The sequence below is a fragment of the Chryseobacterium viscerum genome (assembly GCF_002899945.2).
Classification (GTDB): domain Bacteria; phylum Bacteroidota; class Bacteroidia; order Flavobacteriales; family Weeksellaceae; genus Chryseobacterium; species Chryseobacterium viscerum.
Genome location: NZ_PPEG02000004.1, coordinates 161,438 through 181,160, shown reverse-complemented (window position 1 = coordinate 181,160; position 19,723 = coordinate 161,438). Strand labels below are relative to the sequence as shown.

General features: G+C 37.1%; 14 protein-coding genes. 8 read left to right on the top strand and 6 right to left on the bottom strand.

Going from position 1 to position 19,723, the window contains the following annotated elements; genetic code table 11:
* Positions 1-251 precede the first annotated feature (251 nt).
* On the bottom strand, positions 252-1,472 hold the full coding sequence (locus C1634_RS10150) for a type IX secretion system plug protein (protein ID WP_185145124.1): 1,221 nt from the start codon (positions 1,470-1,472) through the stop codon (positions 252-254).
* A gap of 60 nt (positions 1,473-1,532) precedes the next feature.
* Here C1634_RS10150 and C1634_RS10145 point away from each other — a divergent pair, with 60 nt between their 5' ends.
* Positions 1,533-2,171: an MBL fold metallo-hydrolase gene (locus C1634_RS10145; RefSeq protein WP_103233471.1), complete on the top strand. Its 639-nt coding sequence runs from the start codon at positions 1,533-1,535 to the stop codon at positions 2,169-2,171.
* A 374-nt stretch (positions 2,172-2,545) separates the two neighbouring features.
* Here the strand turns inward: C1634_RS10145 and C1634_RS10140 are convergent, their stop codons facing one another.
* The 3 genes from C1634_RS10140 to C1634_RS10130 are packed head-to-tail and all read right to left on the bottom strand — an operon-like array spanning position 2,546 to position 7,712.
* A complete protein-coding gene (locus tag C1634_RS10140; protein WP_103233479.1) occupies positions 2,546-4,975 on the bottom strand; it encodes a TonB-dependent receptor in 2,430 nt (809 codons plus the stop codon).
* Between the two features lie 23 nt (positions 4,976-4,998).
* Positions 4,999-6,480 (bottom strand): trehalase family glycosidase, encoded by a 1,482-nt coding sequence (locus tag C1634_RS10135; protein ID WP_109738357.1) that lies wholly within the window; start codon positions 6,478-6,480, stop codon positions 4,999-5,001.
* Between the two features lie 2 nt (positions 6,481-6,482).
* Entirely contained in the window at positions 6,483-7,712 is a 1,230-nt protein-coding gene (locus C1634_RS10130) for an MFS transporter (RefSeq protein ID WP_109738356.1), read from the bottom strand.
* Positions 7,713-7,835: 123 nt separating this feature from the next.
* Here C1634_RS10130 and C1634_RS10125 point away from each other — a divergent pair, with 123 nt between their 5' ends.
* Entirely contained in the window at positions 7,836-8,741 is a 906-nt protein-coding gene (locus C1634_RS10125; RefSeq protein ID WP_109738355.1) for an AraC family transcriptional regulator, read from the top strand.
* A gap of 101 nt (positions 8,742-8,842) precedes the next feature.
* On the opposite strand, the gene C1634_RS10120 is transcribed toward C1634_RS10125, so the two are convergent.
* Positions 8,843-9,397 carry a thioredoxin family protein gene (locus C1634_RS10120; RefSeq protein WP_103235496.1) on the bottom strand — a complete coding sequence of 185 codons (555 nt, stop codon included), beginning with the start codon at positions 9,395-9,397 and terminating at the stop codon, positions 8,843-8,845.
* Between the two features lie 319 nt (positions 9,398-9,716).
* On the opposite strand from C1634_RS10120, the gene C1634_RS10115 reads away from it, so the two are divergent.
* From C1634_RS10115 to C1634_RS10100, 4 genes are all read left to right on the top strand, one after another.
* Complete coding sequence (locus C1634_RS10115) at positions 9,717-10,313, top strand: TetR/AcrR family transcriptional regulator (RefSeq protein ID WP_103235497.1); 597 nt, start codon at positions 9,717-9,719, stop codon at positions 10,311-10,313.
* A 365-nt stretch (positions 10,314-10,678) separates the two neighbouring features.
* Positions 10,679-11,839, top strand: coding sequence for an efflux RND transporter periplasmic adaptor subunit (locus C1634_RS10110; protein WP_109738354.1), 1,161 nt, complete (start codon positions 10,679-10,681; stop codon positions 11,837-11,839).
* Positions 11,840-11,879: 40 nt separating this feature from the next.
* Positions 11,880-15,062 carry an efflux RND transporter permease subunit gene (locus C1634_RS10105; RefSeq protein ID WP_103233145.1) on the top strand — a complete coding sequence of 1,061 codons (3,183 nt, stop codon included), beginning with the start codon at positions 11,880-11,882 and terminating at the stop codon, positions 15,060-15,062.
* A gap of 172 nt (positions 15,063-15,234) precedes the next feature.
* Positions 15,235-16,647, top strand: coding sequence for an efflux transporter outer membrane subunit (locus C1634_RS10100; protein ID WP_103233144.1), 1,413 nt, complete (start codon positions 15,235-15,237; stop codon positions 16,645-16,647).
* Positions 16,648-16,963: 316 nt separating this feature from the next.
* On the opposite strand, the gene miaA is transcribed toward C1634_RS10100, so the two are convergent.
* Complete coding sequence (miaA, locus tag C1634_RS10095; RefSeq protein WP_109738353.1) at positions 16,964-17,884, bottom strand: tRNA (adenosine(37)-N6)-dimethylallyltransferase MiaA; 921 nt, start codon at positions 17,882-17,884, stop codon at positions 16,964-16,966.
* 311 nt (positions 17,885-18,195) lie between these two features.
* Here miaA and C1634_RS10090 point away from each other — a divergent pair, with 311 nt between their 5' ends.
* Both C1634_RS10090 and gmk read left to right on the top strand, forming a co-directional pair.
* Positions 18,196-19,053 (top strand): YicC family protein, encoded by an 858-nt coding sequence (locus tag C1634_RS10090; protein ID WP_109738352.1) that lies wholly within the window; start codon positions 18,196-18,198, stop codon positions 19,051-19,053.
* 96 nt (positions 19,054-19,149) lie between these two features.
* The gene (gmk, locus tag C1634_RS10085; protein ID WP_103233141.1) at positions 19,150-19,713 is read left to right on the top strand and encodes a guanylate kinase; all 564 of its coding nucleotides are present in this window, start codon (positions 19,150-19,152) and stop codon (positions 19,711-19,713) included.
* Positions 19,714-19,723: the final 10 nt, after the last annotated feature.

Below are 19,723 nucleotides of genomic sequence, written 5' to 3'. Positions count from 1 at the left end.
TTTAAAACAAAGAAAAATATTTAACAATATTTTTAAAATAAAAGGGATTTTACATTGATATATTTAACAGAAATCAAAGTTTTGTGAATTATTTTTTTTCACTATGTTGTGCATTACAATGCGTACAATAATAAAAAGATTCTAAAATGGGACAAGATATAGGTCTTCAAGATCAAAAAAAGGGACCATCTTAAGAGACAGTCCCATTTTATATGGTATATTTTTATGTAAATTGATATATCAAGTCATGATTATCTTTTATTCGCAATCGGAGTTCTGAATTCTCCATAGCCCATGAGCCCATCATAGTTTCTTCCGAATGGGGCATAATAAAGAAATGCCTGATACAGGTTTTCTGTCTGCCAGAAATTACCATTCACCTCTCCGAAATTCAATGGCCCTTCTCCTTCTTTTGTTACCAAAACATAGTTGTAAAAGCCTTGTTTCAGGAATATTTTAGCCACATATTGTTTAGTAGCTGCATCGTACTGCATCTGATTTTCTTTGCCTGGCTTAAAATTATTAAACCCACCCAAAACATAAATCTCTTTATCTACAGGATCCGACTCCAGATAGAAGTGTACCCATGAATAGTCCCCTTCTCTATCGGCATCTCTTTCTCTTCCCAAATCATTTCTTCGGTAATACCACGCTCCGTTGACATCCGGCTGATATTGATAATTTAAAGGAAAGGCCCATACAGGATGAAGATAAGTCTGGTTGACATCATCTTTTATTTCAGTGGAACGTACCATATCCGCAGCCATGTTCATATTTTTATTATCGAAATAATAAAACTCATTGTCTCCGGGAAAAGTAAGGTTCATCTGCTGAAAAAGCACCTGGTTTCCTAAAACAGCACTTGGCTTCTGATTGGAAATCACCATATTCGGGTTGTTATTCTGCATCACATTCATCGTGATTGAATTCACATTGGAAGAAATATCTCCTCCTTTCGGAGAAACATTTACCTCTACCCTTTGGTTGATATTGGGATTCTTTGCATCTGCAATTCTAGAAATATTCAAAGCCAGAGCCGTCATATCTTCTACCAGATAAAATCTTTTTTTGAAAAGAGGCTGATCTGCGGAATCTTTGTAAACAATCAATTCATAATTCCCCGAAACCTTCAGCTGGATTTTATCGTTTGGAAAAACCAGTTTATAATGGGTATAAGCCTGTAACGTGTTGAAAGAATACTGAAACTGATCCAGAAGCGCATTCATACTTCCGGTAGCAAATTCTGTAAAAAACAGATTATCTTCATTCCAGTTTCTGTCATAATGCTTGAATGTATATCTGTAAATCTGACTGCCGTTTGTAAGATCATCAAAGCCTAGAACCAATTGTTCTCCAATTTTAATTACCGGAGTCTCATCATTGGTCTGAGGATTAAACAACTGAACACTTTGGATGTTTTGTCCAAAGACCAGTCCGCCTAAAGAAAGTAAGAATATTCGCAAAGTTTTCATTAAGACGAAGATAGCCATTTCCTTAATAATATTGTATTTTTGAATAAAAAATATTCAGATATGCTTCAGATTCAAGGTTTCGTATTCAACTTTGCAAGCGAAAATACTTACATCATCTATAACGACAATAAAAATGCGTGGTTAATTGATCCGGGAAATATGAGCGGACAGGAAACTCAGGCTATTGATAACTTCATCAAAGAAAACGGACTGAACATTCAGAAAATCCTTCTTACCCATGCTCATATCGATCATGTATTTGGGCTTCAATGGGCTTTTGATACATTCAAAGTTCCTGTGAATATGCATCAGGAAGATCAGGAAGTACTGGATATGCTTCAGGCGAGCGGCGTAAGATTCGGAATGCAGATAGATCCTGTAAAAGTGGAGGTAGAATATATCAATGAGGGTGATGAACTGGATTTAGATGGTGAAAAATTTAAAATCTATCACGTTCCGGGACATTCTCCGGGAAGTGTGGTGTATCATAATGAAAACCAAAAGTTCATGATTTCCGGGGATGTGCTTTTTGAAGGCAGCATCGGAAGAACAGATCTTTATAAAGGAAATTATGATCAGCTGATTGAGGGTATAAAATCGAAACTTTTCATTCTGGATAATGATACTCAGGTTTTCTCAGGACATGGAAATCCTACTTCTATAGGATTTGAAAAACAGTATAATCCGTTTTTGAAGTAAGAGGGTCGGAGAGTTTGAGAGTCATATAAATGTCTTGAATCAACCTTAGATGTGACACTTTATATAAAAAATCATTCTTGTTCGATAAAATTTAAGCATAATTAACAGGTCGCTCCTCCGGAGCTATATTTTATGGGGACTCCATTTTTTCTACTAACAGTAGATCCCGATGGGATCAAATCCAGCTCCAATGGGAGCTAACTGTTAATAGAAAGTATTTGTTTTAAAATTATAGCTCCGGAGGAGCGACCTGTTAATTTATACCATAAATATTGATATTTTCAATGTATTTATAGTTTTTATCGGGCAGTAATAGTAAAAAACACAAAACCGTCAGAAATTCTGACGGTTTTGTTGTTATAAAGAAATAGAATTTAGAAATCCAGTGTGATGGATGCTCTGGCAGCAGCCCCCATAATAGGTCTTGCCATGATTGTTCCATCTCCGTTTGGTGATCCTGCTCTTGGATCTCCTTCTGTGATACCAATGGTATTAAAGATATTGGTTCCATCCACTGCAAAGCGTATTTTTCCTAATTGATAAGACATTCCTGCACCAAATTCTGTGAAAGCAGGTAACGTCTGTACATTTTTCTCATCCTGGAAACGTTTTCCATAGTAATTCATACTTGCATAGGCTCTCCATGCTTTTGTAATATTGACTGCCGGTGAAATATTGAAGAAAAACTTCGGCATTCTTCGTACTACATTTCCTTCAAGAACACTTCCAGCTTCCAGGTTTTTATATTTAGGGCTCTGAACTGTTCCATTGAATGAAACTTCTAAAATATTATTGAACAGACGGGCATATCCTTCAAATTCAACCCCGTAGTTTTGTGTATTGGCAAATGTATTTTCAGATTTTCCATTAGAGAAAATATCTGTGAAAGAAAGATTCTTCAATGTAGAATAGAACGGAATCACTGCGATATCAAAGGTACGCGAGTAATATTTATATCCAACTTCCAACTGATTGGTCGTTACAGATTTTAACGGTTTATCAGGAGTTGGATTGGAGAAATAATTGTAGTATGCTTCTTCATTCGGAGATCTGAAACCGTTAGAAAAACGGGCATATACCGCATTTTCTCTGTTGATTTTATAATTAGCTGCTACGGTGAAAGATACTTTATCGATGTTATAATTCCAGTACGTGTATTTATTTCCCAATACGCTCATATTATCATCAGCAGTGGTCGTGTTGAAACCGTGAGTTCCATCCGTTGTCAACCCAGAATTATTTAAATTGCCAGTCGTTGTATTAGCAAAATTTCCTTTATAATAATCGTGGCTGTAACGAAGACCTCCGTTCACACTTAAAGCATCGGTGATGTTATAGTCTAAGTTTACATAAAGATCATTCAAACTTCCCTGAGTCTGAGTGTCTCTCTGCAGAAAAGTCATGCTGGTAACTCCGTTATACGTTTTTGAATACCCGGTATCCAAAGGGGTAAGAGAAGTATCTACAAGGTTTAGCAATTCAGGTTTGTCTGTAGCTGTTGCCAGAATATTACTCCAGTTCCAGTACTGATGAGACTTCCAGTTAGATTTGTAGAAACCTGCTGTAACGTTTCCTTTATCAAATTTATAATTGAACTGTAAGTCGTTCACAAAATTATTCATCTGTTTGTCAATAGCCCAGAATCCAAGTTCCTGTACGAATTGTGGATTAACAATTCCGCCATTGCTTACCATTGAATATTGATAATTACTTCCGGTAATTCCACTGCGTTTCGCAAAATCTGCTGCTGTATATGGAGCTCCGGCAGGGAAAATCCCTGTATAATTCATATTGATATTGGTATATCTTGTTTTGTTTAAAACACTGAAATTGTTTCCAAGATCATATTTAAACTCAGCGCCTAATACATCTACTTTCGGATGAATTCCATCTTCAAGATTTCTTTTGAAAAACCCGCCTCCTGCTTGTGGAATATTCAACTGACTGATTGATCGGTAGCTGTATGTTCCATAGTTAGGATCAAAACCTGGAAATTCTTTCAGATCATTCCCATTTTGGGTCAAAGGAATCGGAAGGAAGAACGTATTTCTGTCGTCCAGTTTTTTATAATACACTTTTACATAGCCTTTATCAAAGACATATTTCAGATTCATTCTGATCTGACCTCCGTCATTGGCTTTGAAGCCAGTCTTTCTGATTCCGTTGTCTGTTCTGTAAAAACCACCGATATTAAAGAATAATTTATCCTGAACCAATGCTCCCCCTACATTAAGGTCCGTACGCATCAATCCATAGGTACTGGTTTCCACTTTTGCAGTTCCTCTGAAATCATTGGTTCCTTCTCTGGTAATAAAGTTGATAAGCCCTCCCGGAGAATTCGTAGCAAAAATAGACCCTGAACCTCCTCTCAAAGCTTCCAGACGATTGACCGAATTATCTACACGGAAAAAGTTATCAGCATTGGCAAACTGTAATGCTCCATCTTCAAAAACCGGAAGACCATCTTCCTGTACCTGTACAAATTCATAGGCACCTGCAGAAGGAATCCCCCTTGCAAAAAGGTTGTTCCCTACTTCACCTCCTGAAGTTTCCACAGCAAATCCAGGAACCCTCTGTAGTAATGCCGCGGCACTGATTGGGTTCTGTTTCTGAATTTCTTTGGCACTAAATGTAGAAATCGCAGTACTGGATTCTATTTTTTTCTTAGGACCGGAATTTCCGGTAATGACAATCTGATCTATAGAAGAAACTTTTGCCGAATCTTTCGGAGTTTCCTGGGCATAAGCATTATTAAAGTATAACGTAGCTGTTGCGGCGATTAAAAAGATCGATTTTTTTTTCATAGCCATATCTTTTATTGTTAGTTTCAGTTTTGTTGTAATTGTAAATACACTCCATTGGTCCAACCGAATCCGTCCTGATTGGGGTATTCCCCGCCGCCTGCTATTGTTTCTGTGTCTAATGCATTGTATTTTTCCATCAGTTTCCCAGTGTTTTTGTAGACCCTTTCTACATTGGAACACCAGTTGTTTTTAATTTTTTCTGCCAGTTCATCAAAGCCGTAATTTTTCATTGCTTTAAAGCCCAGCCATTGATAAGGAGCCCATGCATTGGGAAGATCCCACTGCTGACCTGAGTTTTTGGTGGTTGTCACCAAGCCTCCCTGATAAAGAAACTTCTCAGCAACTGCTTTGGCAACTGCTTCCGCCTGCTCCTGATCTGCAATTCCAAGGAATAAAGGGTAAAGAGCAGCAATATGTTCAGACGGTGTTTTTGTGTTTTTTTTAGTGTGATAATCTTTATAATTGTTAGTATTTCCATCCCAGAAATATTTATTGATCATCTGTCTTCGGCTTGCTGCTCTTTCTGAAAAATAATTGTTTTTTTCACTCAGATTTTGAAGTGCTGAAGATTTTGCCAAAGTCTTTTCCAAATGCCATAAAAGGCAGTTCAGATCAACCTGTGCAAGGTTCAGCGTTTCTATCGTCTGTATATGTTCTCCGTCTGCAAACCATCTGCTGGAAAAATCCCAGCCTGACTCGCAGCCGCTTCTTATGTTTCTGTAAAATTCATCTCCTGCACCTTTTTCGTGATCTTCAATATCGATCAGGTAACTTTCAGGACGTGGTGCATTCTCTGCATCATAGTAACGGTTCAGGATATCTCCATCCTGTGTTCTTACCACTCTTTTTACACTTGAATTATTCTCAAGTGACTCTTCGCCATTCATCCAGAAAGCATATTCTTTCTCCAGCGTTTCGTGGTATTGGGTATAAATTCCTTCATCGCCTTGGGTTTCAAAAAGAAGATCCAGCATCAGCGAAAAATAAGGAGGCTGCGATCTGCTCAGGAAATGAGTTCTGCTCGCATTCGGGACGAAGCCTACATTTTGAATCAGGTAAGAGCAGTTTTCAATAATGTTTTCCATCATTTCTACTCTTCCGGAAGCTTTTAATCCCAACATAATAAAATAGCTGTCCCAATAGAAAAACTCATTAAAACGACCTCCCGGAACGATATAGGGTTTCGGCAATTTTAAAAGTGTTCCTTTTTCTTCATAGGCTGTACGCGTCAGTTCATCCCATAACTTTTCAATATGCTCTCCAATGGGAAGCTGCTTGTCTCTGTGAACAGAAACTCTTGCTCCCAAAAAGTCAAAATGGGTCATTACAAATTCTTTCAGATCAAAATCTTCAGTATTTTTTAATCTTTCATAATCCTCATTGATCTTCGCAATTGGAAATAGCGGAACTGCATCTGTCATCATTTTCTGATCTTCAAAAATTTCAGACCTCTGTACCTCATCAAACAGACTTTGAATTTCGTTTATGTAAAGCTGATTACTCATTGTTATTTTTTAGGATTAATTTTTAATTTATTCATGAAAACGGCAGACGTGATCAGTAATGAAAGCGGAATCAGAGAAAGATAAAATGCCTGCTGTCCGCTGAACTCCTGAAATACAAAACCTGTAATTATAGAGCCTATGGTACCTCCGATTGCTGAGAAAACAACAATCAATCCTGACATCGCGCTGTGCAGATATTTGGGAATCGAAGCAAGAATTACAGAATTAATGCTTGGATAGATCGGTGCCAGCAAACCTCCCATCAAAGGAAATAAATACACGGCCAAAGGCGCATTCATCCAGGTTGTATTTGTATCAATATGAATATTATGGGTCAAGGGTAAAACCAGCAGTAAACTAATGGCAAAACCTACCACACAAAAAGAAACTACATAGATCCAGCTGAATTTTTTAGAGAAAAACCCGGACAAAAATCTTCCCAAAGCGAAAGCTCCTGCCAAAACGGCTCCTGCCTGAATGCTCATGGATGTTGGCATTTTTAAAATTTCCTTGTAAAAAGTAGGAGTCCATGTTTGGAAACTCTGTTCTACCAATACAAAAAGAAAGGCACACAATAAAAAGCACAGTACTTTTTTATAACTGAATAAGCTTACACTATTTTTCAGGTCTCCCAACAGGTCTGTTTTCTCACTTTTAGCTTCCTGCTCATTCAGTTTTGAAAAGAACAGAAATAGAAAAGATAAGGTTGAAAGTCCTCCCAGGATCCAATACACATTCAGCCATTCTGTAGATTTCGGATTATGATCATCAATATATAGACTGAATAAAAGATTTCCTGCCAATACTCCGATCATAAAAAAACCTTCCAGAAATCCCATAAAACTGGAATGTTCTTTGTCTGTTTCTGTAACCAGTCCTATAGAGGTAAAAACTGAGATTTTTATCAATGCAAAGGAAATTCCTACAATGGCAAATAATAATTTGAATACCCAGAACTCATTGGTAAAAGGCATTACAAAACACATACAGCTTACCAGGAATAAGGCGATTAGCATTGAGTTTTTAATCCCGATTTTCGGAAGAAATGATGCCAGAATGAAAGAACATATCGCAATCGGAAGATCTTTGAAACCTTCCAGAATGCTGGCCGAAGATTTTGAAATTCCAAAATTCTGCTGTACCTGCAGGATCACTGTTCCCACAGAATTCAGAAGAATTGCGAAGACAAAATAGTTTAAAAATAAAACGGCCTTGATGTTAAGATTTTTCATTCAGGTTATTTCTTGTCGGCTAAGATAGAAGCATTTCTGTTAACGATAATTTAACACAGTAAATGAATATTTGAACTATATTAATATAATTAGTATTTTTAGTAAATAAATATGATTAATTAAATGAAAGTTACTTTTGAAAGAGTGATCCCCAATGAGAAGAGCTCATTCCGTACGATTCATAATAACTCTCCTATTTCAGAATTCAAATGGGAGTATCATTATCATCCGGAAATTGAGCTGGTCTGTGTCATTTCCGGGAGCGGAACCCGTCACGTAGGTTACCATAAAAGTAATTATACGAATGGAGATCTGGTTTTAATAGGGTCCAATATTCCCCACTCCGGATTTGGGCTCAACTCTATTGATCCACATGAGGAGATTGTCCTTCAGTTCAAAGAAGAAATTCTTCAGTTTCCCCAACAGGAAGTTGAAGCCCGATCTATCAAAAATCTGCTGGAGCTTTCAAAATATGGGATTCATTTTCATCACAAAGTAAAAAAAGTAATGCTCCCCAAATTGAAACTGATGTTGGAATCGGAAGGCTATAAAAGATATTTGCTGCTGCTGGAAATTCTTTTTGAACTTTCAAAATGTCACGATTATGATCTCTTAAATAACGAAATCATGCCTTATACCATTATTTCAAAAAATAAAACCCGGCTGGAAAACATTTTCACTTATGTAGAGCATCATTATGATAAGGAAATTGACATTGAAGAAGTCGCGAAATTAGCCAATCTCACTTTACCGGCTTTCTGTAATTTCTTTAAAAAAGCCACTCAGATTACTTTCACAGAGTTTGTGAACCGATATAGAATCAATAAGGCATGCCTGCTGATGGTACAGGACAGGTCTATTTCAGAATGCAGCTATCAATGCGGATTCAATAATGTAACGTACTTCAACAGGATGTTTAAGAAATATACAGGGAAAACGCCTTCTGAGTTTATAAAAAATTACTCTCACAATAAAGTCAATGTCGATTTGAAGGTTGAGAAAGAAGTTAAAACCAAGGTGAGTTTTTAATAGTATGTTTTAAGCTTCAAAAAAGTTCTAAAAATAAAAAAGCCACTCTAAAAAGAGCGGCTTTATAATATAATGAGTAAGAATCAGCAACTGATCATTACTTATTTCCATTTGATATTGCATCCCATGCTAGGTCTTTGAATCTCTTCCTGTGGTTCTCCAAGCAGGAGATTTTCAAATGCAATAATAAGGTCTTCACCTGTTACATCTTTATTATTTCCAGGTCTTGAATCATCCATCTGACCTCTGTATACAAGATCAAGCTTATCATCAAAGAAATAAAAGTCTGGTGTACATGCAGCTTCATAAGCTCTGGCCACCGCCTGGCTTTCATCGAATAAATAAGGGAAGTCAAATCCTCTTTCAATCTGAAATTCGATCATTTTTTCCGGAGAATCTGCCGGATATTTTTCAATATCATTGGAGTTTACAGCGATAAATTCAATTCCTCGCTCGTTATAATCTTCATACAGTTCATTGATCTTATCGATCACGTGAAGAACAAACGGGCAATGGTTGCACATAAAGATTACCAATGTTCCTTTTTCTCCTTTCAGCTCTTCCAAAGACTGAAGTTCATTCGTTTTTGATGGGTTAGGAAGTTCAAAAAACGGAGCTTTTGTTCCTAATGCCAGCATATTTGAGGGAGTATTCATATCCTTTTTTCTTTAGTGGCAAAGATAGATATTTCTTTTTATTAATAAACTGGGTTCTGAATAAGACATTTTTATTTAGTATTGTAAGGAGGTTGGAAGCTGGAGGAGGGAAGATATTACCCCCTCAAAAATAGTTATAGTCAAATTCTATTATTGCATTATTCAACCCTAAAAATAACCTCCAGCTCCCATTCTTCCAGCTTACAGCCTTTGATTTATTTTTCTTTAAATAGTCGCCCAATCTATAAAACTCATAATATCCTTTGGAAGTTATGTTAAAAAGTTTGTAGTTTTGCTAACGCTGTTAGTAAAGAATATAATGGGCCTACATGAACGTCGTCAAAGAGAAAAAGAATCTATCCGTGCAAACATTTTGCAGGCTGCATTCACTTTGGCTAAAACTGAAGGCTGGGGTTCGCTTTCTATGCGTAAGATAGCAGATGCTATTGAGTATAGTGCTCCCGTAGTATATGATTATTTTGAAAATAAAGAAGCTATTCTATTTGAAATTTCTTTAGATGGCTTTCACAAGTTGCATATAGAATTATTAAAAGCTCAGCAGAAACACAGTACCCCGGAAGAGCAGCTTGTTGCCATTGTGGATGCTTACTGGAGCTTTGCTTTTAAAAATAAGGAATATTACCAGCTTATGTTTGGTCTTGGTATGCAGTGCTGCGGAAAAGGCCAGATGAAAAAAGAATTCTCATCATTCCAGGAGCTTATCTATGAATGTACTCATGAGATTATTATGAAAAACGGATCAAATCCCGACAATGCCTGCCATATGTCTCATGCTCTGTTTTCGGCCGTTCACGGAATGATCTCAATTATGATGATGCGTACTGCTGATATCCCTTCAACGATGAACAAAACGTCTTTGGACGAAACTGTTTCGGCTTTCATTAAGTCATTATAAATTTTTTTTGAATTAAAAATTAACACCGTTAGGAAACTTAACACTGAATTAATTGAAAAATTTAGTTCAGACTAATTAAAAAACTAAAATAATTTATGTAAAATCTTACAATTTTAATAATTAAAGATAAGCATTTTTATCACATCAATTAACACTGTTAGTAAAATTAACACGAATACACCTCATTCTTATCATATATAAATCAACATTAAAAATTTTCAATTATGGAAACTATCGACCCCATTGCACATTAAAAATTCTGTAATTTTTTTTGAACTAATTATTAACACTGTTAGGAAAAAACACAGCATTTATCAAAACACATTACTTACCTCTAACACTTCATTAAAAAAATTAAACCAACAATGAAATTACCTGGAAAAACAAGGTTTATTGTACTTATTGCAAGTATAATTCTTTTACAGAGCTGCACCAAAGCCGCAGAAGGAACCAATGCCGCGCCTCCAGCTCCAGAACTTCCGGTTTATACCGTTATTACATCACCCGCCACTACATATCAGGAATTCCCAACCGCTTTGGAAGGGAAAAACAACGTAGAAATCAGATCTCAGGTAGACGGATATCTGGATAGAATCTATGTAGAAGAAGGATCTTACGTAAGAGCGGGACAACCGTTATTTAAAATAGATTCAAGAAGCTACGGCGAGCAAATGAATATGGCTCAGGCTAATCTTCAGGTTGCCAATGCCAATATCCAAAAAGCAAGAGTAGAAGTAGACAGACTTCAGCCACTGGTTGCTGCCAAAGTAGTTTCTGATGTACAGCTTAAAACAGCGAAAGCCAATTATGAAGCTGCTGTTGCTGCTGCCTCACAAGCCAAAGCCTCTGTAGGAAGCGCCAGAATCAATGTAGGATTTACAACCATTACAGCTCCTGTAAGCGGTTATATCGGAAGAATCCCTTACAAAAAGGGAAGCCTGATCTCAAGAACAGATGTAAATCCATTGACATTATTATCTGATATCAGTGAAATCTATGCGTATTTCTCTTTAAGTGAACTGGACTTTATTGCTTTCCAAAATAAATACCCGGGAGCAAGTCTGGAAGAGAAACTGAAAAATATGCCAATGGTAGATCTTGTCATTGCTGATAACAGTACATATCCTGAAAAAGGAAGATTGAGTATTGTAGATGGACAGTTTGACAAAACTACCGGAGCAATCAGTGTACGTGCTATTTTCCCTAATACAAACGGAGCTTTAAGAACAGGAAATACAGGAAGAGTACGCATGCCGCAACTGATCTCGAATGCCGTAGTGATCCCACAGGAATCTACTTTCGAAATTCAGGATAAAACCTATGTATATGTAATGGGTAAAGATCAGAAGGTAACTGGAAGACCGATCAAAATATCAGGAAAAACGGATAGCTATTATTTTATTTCTGAAGGGCTTACACCTGGAGAAAAAATAGTATTCACAGGAATTGGAAGCTTAAAAGATGGTGCATCCATCAAACCTAAAAATATTTCTTCTGACAGCTTATTAAAAGCGAAACCATTATAGTCCATTCCGAATACAGAAGACTTAAAAAAATAAACTTCTTATGTTAAAACAATTTATAGAAAGACCGGTCCTTTCAACGGTCATCTCCATAATACTCTTATTATTGGGAGCCTTGTCTCTCTTTAATTTACCGATTGCCCTCTTTCCGGATATCGCTCCACCGAGTGTTCAGGTAACGGCTTTCTATCCTGGAGCTAATGCTGAGGTTGTAGCACGTTCGGTGGCCACGCCTATTGAGGAAGCCGTGAACGGGGTTGAGAATATGACCTATATGACTTCCAACTCCAGTAATGACGGTACCATGACACTTAGTGTTTACTTCAAGCAGGGAGCCGATGCTGATAATGCTGCTGTAAACGTACAGAACCGTGTATCGAAAGCGATGAGCCAGCTGCCTCAGGAAGTGGTACAAGCCGGAATTTCGACCCAAAAGGTTCAGAACAGTATGATCATGTTCATGGGATTGACCAGTGAAAATGAAAAGCAATATGATGAATTATTCCTTCAAAATTATCTGAAGATCAATGTAATTCCACAGATACAGCGTATCCCCGGAGTGGCTCAGGCTCAGGTATTCGGAACAAGGGATTACTCCATGAGAATCTGGCTGAAACCGGATCGTCTGGCTTCTAACAATCTTTCTCCTCAGGAAGTTTTAGCAGCCATTAAAGATCACAACCTTGAAGCAGCCCCTGGCCGTCTTGGACAAGGAAGTAAGGAAACTTACGAATATATCCTTAAATACAAAGGAAAACTGAATAAGAATGAAGACTATGAAAATATCGCTATCAAAGCGAACAGCGATGGTTCTTTCTTACGATTAAAAGATGTAGCACGAGTAGAGTTTGGGTCTTATACCTATACTGCAACCAACAGAGTAGACGGAAAACCGGTTGCCGGATTTGCAATCTTACAGACTGCTGGTTCCAATGCCAATGAAATCCTGACTGAAATTGAAAATCAGGTGAAGGTGATGGAAACGACCTTACCAAAAGGAGTAAAGCCAATTATCATGTATAATTCTAAAGACTTCCTGGATGCTTCTATCCATCAGGTTGTAGAAACACTTGTTATTGCTTTCGTATTGGTATTTATTGTAGTATATATCTTCCTTCAGGATTTCAGATCTACATTGATCCCGGCTATTGCCGTACCGGTAGCGATTATCGGAACATTCTTCTTCCTTCAGTTATTTGGTTTCAGTATCAACATGCTTACGCTATTCGCATTGGTACTCGCCATTGGTATTGTAGTGGATGATGCCATTGTAGTGGTAGAAGCCGTCCATTCTAAAATGGAACAGACAGGAATGCCTGTAGAACAAGCTACCATGAACTCAATGAGCGAAATTTCAGGAGCCATCATTTCCATTACATTGGTAATGTGTGCCGTGTTTATTCCGGTTGGCTTCATGCAGGGACCTGCAGGGGTATTCTACAGACAGTTTGCTTTCACATTGGCCATTGCGATTTTAATCTCAGCAGTAAATGCATTGACATTGAGCCCTGCATTATGTGCAATGTTCTTAAATGATCCTCAGGGAGAACATGGTGAACACGGTCATAAAAAAGGTTTTGGAGCAAGATTTTTCAATGCTTTCAATGCCAGCTTCAACAGCATGACCAGAAAATATATCTATAGCCTTAAATTTTTAATTAAAAATAAATGGGTAGCTATAGGAGGCCTTGTTCTCATTACAGCAGCCAGTGTATTTCTGATCAAAAAAGCGCCGTCAGGATTTATTCCTACTGAAGACCAGGGATTCGTATTATATGCAGTGAATACTCCTCCGGGAAGTTCATTGGAAAGAACGCACAGAGCTACAGCACAAATTGATAAAATTATCAATGCTGAAAAAGCAACCAACCACCTTTGGGTAGCAGATGGAATGAATTTCATCAGTAATGCTAACGCTTCTCCATATTCCGCAGGGTTTATTAAGCTTAAAGATTATGACAAGCGTGGTGAGATGAAAGATCCTGACCAGATTGCAGCAATGCTTACAGGAAAGGTAAGCCAGGTAAAAGATGCGAATGCATTCTTCTTCAACTTCCCTACTGTACAAGGTTTCGGTAACGTTTCCGGATTTGAATTCATGCTTCAGGATAAGACGAATGGTTCTTTTGAACAGTTGGGAACAACCACTCAACAGTTCATTGGAGAGTTGATGAAAAGACCTGAAATTGCATTTGCCTTTACCACTTACGCGGCAGGAAACCCTCAGTACACCATTGATGTGGATACTGATAAGGCCAACCAGCTGGGTGTTTCTGTAACAGAGCTGATGCAGACGATGCAGATTTATTTCGGAAGTAGCTTTGTATCGGATTTTAACAGATTCGGGAAATATTACAGAGTAATGGCTCAGGCAGATATTCCTTACCGTACAGATGTCAATTCACTGGAAGGAATTTATGTGAAAAATAAATCAGGAGAAATGGTTCCTGCAAAAACATTGGTAACGTTAAAAAGATCTTTCGGTCCTGAAACGGTAACAAGAAATAACCTCTTCAATGCAGTTACCATCAACGGAACTCCAAAACCTGGATACAGTACTGGTGACGCTATCAAAGCGGTAGAAGAAGTTGCTCAACAATCATTACCAAGAGGATATGGATATGAGTGGACAGGGATTACCCGTGAAGAGATCAAAACAAGTGGACAGACTTCATTTATCTTCTTCCTAAGTATCCTATTTGTTTACTTCTTATTAGCCGCACAATATGAAAGCTATATTCTTCCGTTTGCCGTTATTCTTACCATTCCTACAGGGATTTTCGGAGTATTTGCCTTCACAGGATTAGCAGGAATAGATAACAACATTTACGTACAGGTAGGATTGATCATGCTGGTCGGGTTATTGGCCAAAAATGCCATCCTGATTGTAGAATTTGCCGTACAGAGAAGAAAAGCAGGTAAAACCTTGATAGAATCTGCACTTCAGGCATCAAGATTACGTTTGAGACCGATCTTAATGACCTCTTTTGCCTTTATCGTGGGAATGCTTCCGTTGGTATGGACACAGGGTGCTTCTTCAAAAGGAAACCACTCTATCGGTTATAGTACCGTAGGAGGAATGCTTACAGGAGTAATATTCGGGATTTTCATTATTCCGGTAATGTATGTCGTGTTCCAGTATCTGCATGAAAAAATGCCAAGCAGAAAAAAGAAAAGACTTCTGAAAAAACAAATGGAGGAAGAACTTTTAGCTGCTAGTCACTAATAAAAAAATGAATTACAAAAACTTAGAGAAATTTTAAGATCACAAAGGGTTAACTATTCTCCTACCTGTTCTTAATGGTTTAAAAAAGCTAACTATTTTCTCCTACTAAAGACAATTTTTGCATCAACAGAAACCTCTCTAAGTTTTGTATTCAATTAAAAGTTTAAAAACTATGAAAAGAGTAAAAAATATTATTCTAACATTTGCGCTGGCTATAGGCTCTGTTTCGTGTGTGTCCAAACTGGCATACACGGAACCCGAGCTTCCTCTTCCGGAAAAGTTCCAGTACACCGCAACTGCAGATACTGCCAGTATAGCCAATCTGGAGTGGAAACAGTTTTTCAGCGATCCTATTTTACAGGGATTGATTGAAAAAGGAATTAAAAATAATTATGACCTTCAGATTGCCTTAAAGCAGGTGGCTGCTTCACAGGAAAAACTGAAACAGGCAAAATATATGCAATATCCGGATGTTGGTTTCGGAGTGAGCGGACAGATTTCAAAACCTTCCAAAAACAGCATGAATGGGCAAAGCTTAAATTTATTTTTAGGACAAAGCCATGTTGAAGACTACAATGCAGCTTTCAACCTTTCATGGGAAGCTGATATTTGGGGGAAAATCAAAAACCAGCGGGAAGTTTCAAGAATGCAGTATCTTCAAACCTATGAAGGTTCAAAAGCTGTTCAAACTCAGGTGGTAGCAGCTATAGCACAGGGATATTACAACCTGTTGATGCTTGACAGACAATTGGCCATTGCAAAATCCAATCTTGAATTGAGCAGCAATACCCTGATGATTACACAAAAAATGTGGGAAAGTGGTGATAACACTTCTTTAGGGGTTCAGCAGGCAGCAGCACAGAAACAGGCAACTGAACTTCTGATTGCTCAACTTGAACAGAATATTGCCATTCAGGAAAATGCATTGAGCATTCTGACAGGAGAACTTCCTAACAAAGTAAACAGAACGATTGAAATGTCTGATACTTCATTACCTCAAAATATTACTGCAGGACTTCCGGCAGCTATGGTAAGCCGTAGACCGGATGTACGTCAGCAGGAGTTGGTTTTATTAGAATCCAATGCTATGGTAGGAGTGGCGCAGGCCAATATGTACCCGGCATTGAAGATTACAGCCAACGGTGGTGTAAATTCATTCAAAATTGATAACTGGTTTCAGATTCCGGCCTCACTGTTCGGATCAGTTTTAGGAGGAATTACCCAGCCTATTTTTCAGAAAAGACAATTGAAAACAGACCTTGCAGTAGCAAAAATTCAGAGAGAAAAAAATGTTCTGGCTTTCCGTCAATCGGTATTGAATGCTGTAGGAGAGATTTCTGATGCGTTGGTTTCCAATGAAAATTTAAAAGTTCAGGAACAAAAAGCAACAGAACAAACGACTACATTGAAAGATGGAATTAAAAGTGCACAACTTCTTTACAAAGGAGGTTCAGCCAATTACCTGGAAGTGATTACAGCACAGGGAAATTCCCTACAGGCAGAGTTGAATCTTGCTTCCATTAAAAGACAGAGATTAAGCAGCATTGTAGATCTATACAGAGCGCTAGGTGGCGGTTGGAAGTAGTAAATTAAATTATATTTGTTGAAGTGCGGTTCTTTTTAGGACCGCATTTTTTTCAATATTAAAATCTCCTCATTCATTATCTCTGTACTGTCATTCTGAATGGAACAAAGTGGAATGAAGAATCTTTAAAAACAATCAATAAGATTCTTCCTTCGTCAGAATGAAAGGAGAACCATTAAGAACATATAAGTTGTTAAGCTTAATTAAGAAAAAAAATCTGATTGATTTTTAAGACAATACTTCATAAGGCAAAGCTTTCTTAATATTCTTAACACCTTAATAGCTCCTTCATGGTTTAAAATAATTCAGGTAAAATTTACTTCTGAAACTGCTCTGCAATCCATTGAAGCAAGTCTTCAAAATCATTTTGAGAATATCCCAACTGTAAATAATGAATATCATCTGCCTTTCTATACCATGTCAACTGACGTTTTGCATACCTGCGGCTGTTTTTCTTAATTTCTGAAACCGCGAAATCAAGATCCCATTCTCCATCAAAATACTTGAACAATTCAGCATATCCTACTGTATTCAAAGCCGTCAGACTTTTAAATTGTTCAAGACCTTTCACCTCATCAAGCAGTCCATTTTCCATCATGATATCCACTCTTCGGTTGATTCTCTCATACAGTTCTTCCCTTGGAGCTTCTATTCCGATTCTGATCACATTAAAATCTCTGCCATTTTGGGAAACAGCAATATGTTCAGAATATTTTTGATCCGTTTGCCAGATGATATCTATGGCACGCAAAAGCCTGCGGTGATTGTGAATATCTACCACACTGAAATATTCGGGATCCAGTTCCTGCAAAATTTCCTGAAGTTTTTCAATACCTTCCTGCTCCATAATGGATTGAAGCTTCTCCTGGTTTTCGGTATTGGCTTCCGGCAGATCATGCAGTCCTTCTATCACCGCTTTTTCATACATCATACTTCCGCCGACAAGAATGACGGTGTCATGAGTTTTAAAAAGTTCATTCAGTTGTTGAAGGGCGTCTTCTTCGTATTGACCGATAGAATAATATTCTTCCACTGAAAGATTTCCGATAAAATGATGAGGTGCTCCAGCCAACTCTTCTTCAGAAGGTGCAGCCGTTCCTATTTTCATTTCCTTAAAAAACTGGCGGGAATCACAGGAAATAATTTCCGTATTGAAATGCTGAGCCAAATCAATAGCCAGTCTCGTTTTACCAATTCCAGTGGGTCCTACTACAGAAATCAAATTTTTCTTTTTCACAGCGCTAATTTACGAAAATGAGCTCATTTCAATTTTTATTTTTAAACACGAATTGCACAAAAGAAAAGTACCGCTTATTTTAAACCATTAAGATTTTAATGAAGAATTTGAGAATATTAAGAGGAGCTTCGCTTTTAGCATACTATTTATAAAAATCTATCAGATTTTTTTTCTTAATTAAACTTAACAACTGATATGTTCTTAATGGTTCAAAATAAATTTGAAATTAAATAATCAGATCATGTACGTTGAAGGTTCATCGTATTATATTATAGACTTAAATGTTTATCTTTGTAGAACAATAAAAAACTATGATTTTATCAATGACCGGATTCGGTAGAGCCGAAGATGTTTTTGAAGGAAAAAAAATTACAATAGATATTAAATCATTGAACAGCAAGAGCTTTGATTTAAATATCAAAATTCCTTTACGTTATAAAGAAAAAGAATTTGAAATCAGAAAAATTCTTAATGATAGAATTATCCGTGGAAAAGTAGACTGCTATGTCAATATTGAGAATCTTGAAGAGTCCAATGATGTAAAAATTAATAAAAACTTAATTGAATCTTACATCAACGAACTTAAAAACATAGCTTCAGACGGACCCAATTTCGAATATCTTAAAATGGCGGTAAGACTTCCTGATGCCATCACATCAAGACCTGATGAACTGACGGAAGGTGAATGGGAATCTTTGGCAAAAATTGTCAATAATGCCGTTGACCGATTCGAAGAATTCAGAAGGACTGAAGGCAGTATCTTACACGAAGAATTAAACAGGAATATTCAGAATATTGACAAATATCTTGGAGCAGTAATTCCTTTTGAAGAAGAAAGAATTGTCAGCGTGAAAGAGCGTTATCAGAAATCTTTGAAAGAGTTTGAAAACGTTGATGAAACACGTTTTTACCAGGAAATGGCCTATTTCACTGAAAAACTTGATATCTCTGAAGAAAAGGTAAGACTTACCCAGCACTTAAAATATTATAAAGAAGTAATGGATAATGAATCTTTCAATGGGAAAAAGCTAGGCTTTATTTCTCAGGAAATCGGAAGAGAGATCAATACTTTAGGTTCTAAAGCCAATCATTCAGAAATCCAGAAACTGGTTGTAATGATGAAAGATGACCTGGAAAAAATTAAAGAACAAACATTAAACGTATTATAAGTTGCGGGGTTCGAGATGCGAGGTAATAATTCCGAGTGCAAATACTAAGGAATCACTACCCGAAACTCACAATCCCGAAACCCGAAACCCATAGAAATGGATAAAGTAATTATATTTTCAGCACCATCAGGGAGCGGAAAAACTACATTGGTAAAGCATTCTCTGGAAACATTTCCTGAACTGAAATTTTCTATCTCATGTACCACAAGACAGCCGAGAGGAAGTGAAGTTCATACAGTAGATTATCATTTTCTGACCCCGGAAGAGTTCAGACAGAAAATTTCTGAAGAGGCTTTTGTAGAATATGAAGAAGTATATACTGATAAATATTATGGTACTTTAAAATCTGAAGTAGAAAAAATCTGGAATCAGGGAAAAGTTGTTATTTTTGATGTAGATGTAAAAGGAGGAATTTCTTTAAAAAAATATTTTGGAGAAAAAGCGCTGTCTATTTTTATAGAACCGCCTTCCATTGAAGAGTTGGAACGAAGATTGATTTCAAGAAATACAGATGATGCAGAAACCATCAAAACCCGTGTGGCAAAGGCAGAAGAAGAAATGACCTACGCCAGCGAGTTTGACAAGATTGTGATTAATGAAGATCTTGATGCAGCTAAAGAAGAAATAGAAAGTTTAATAAAAAGTTTTATCAGTAATTAATGGCTGGAAG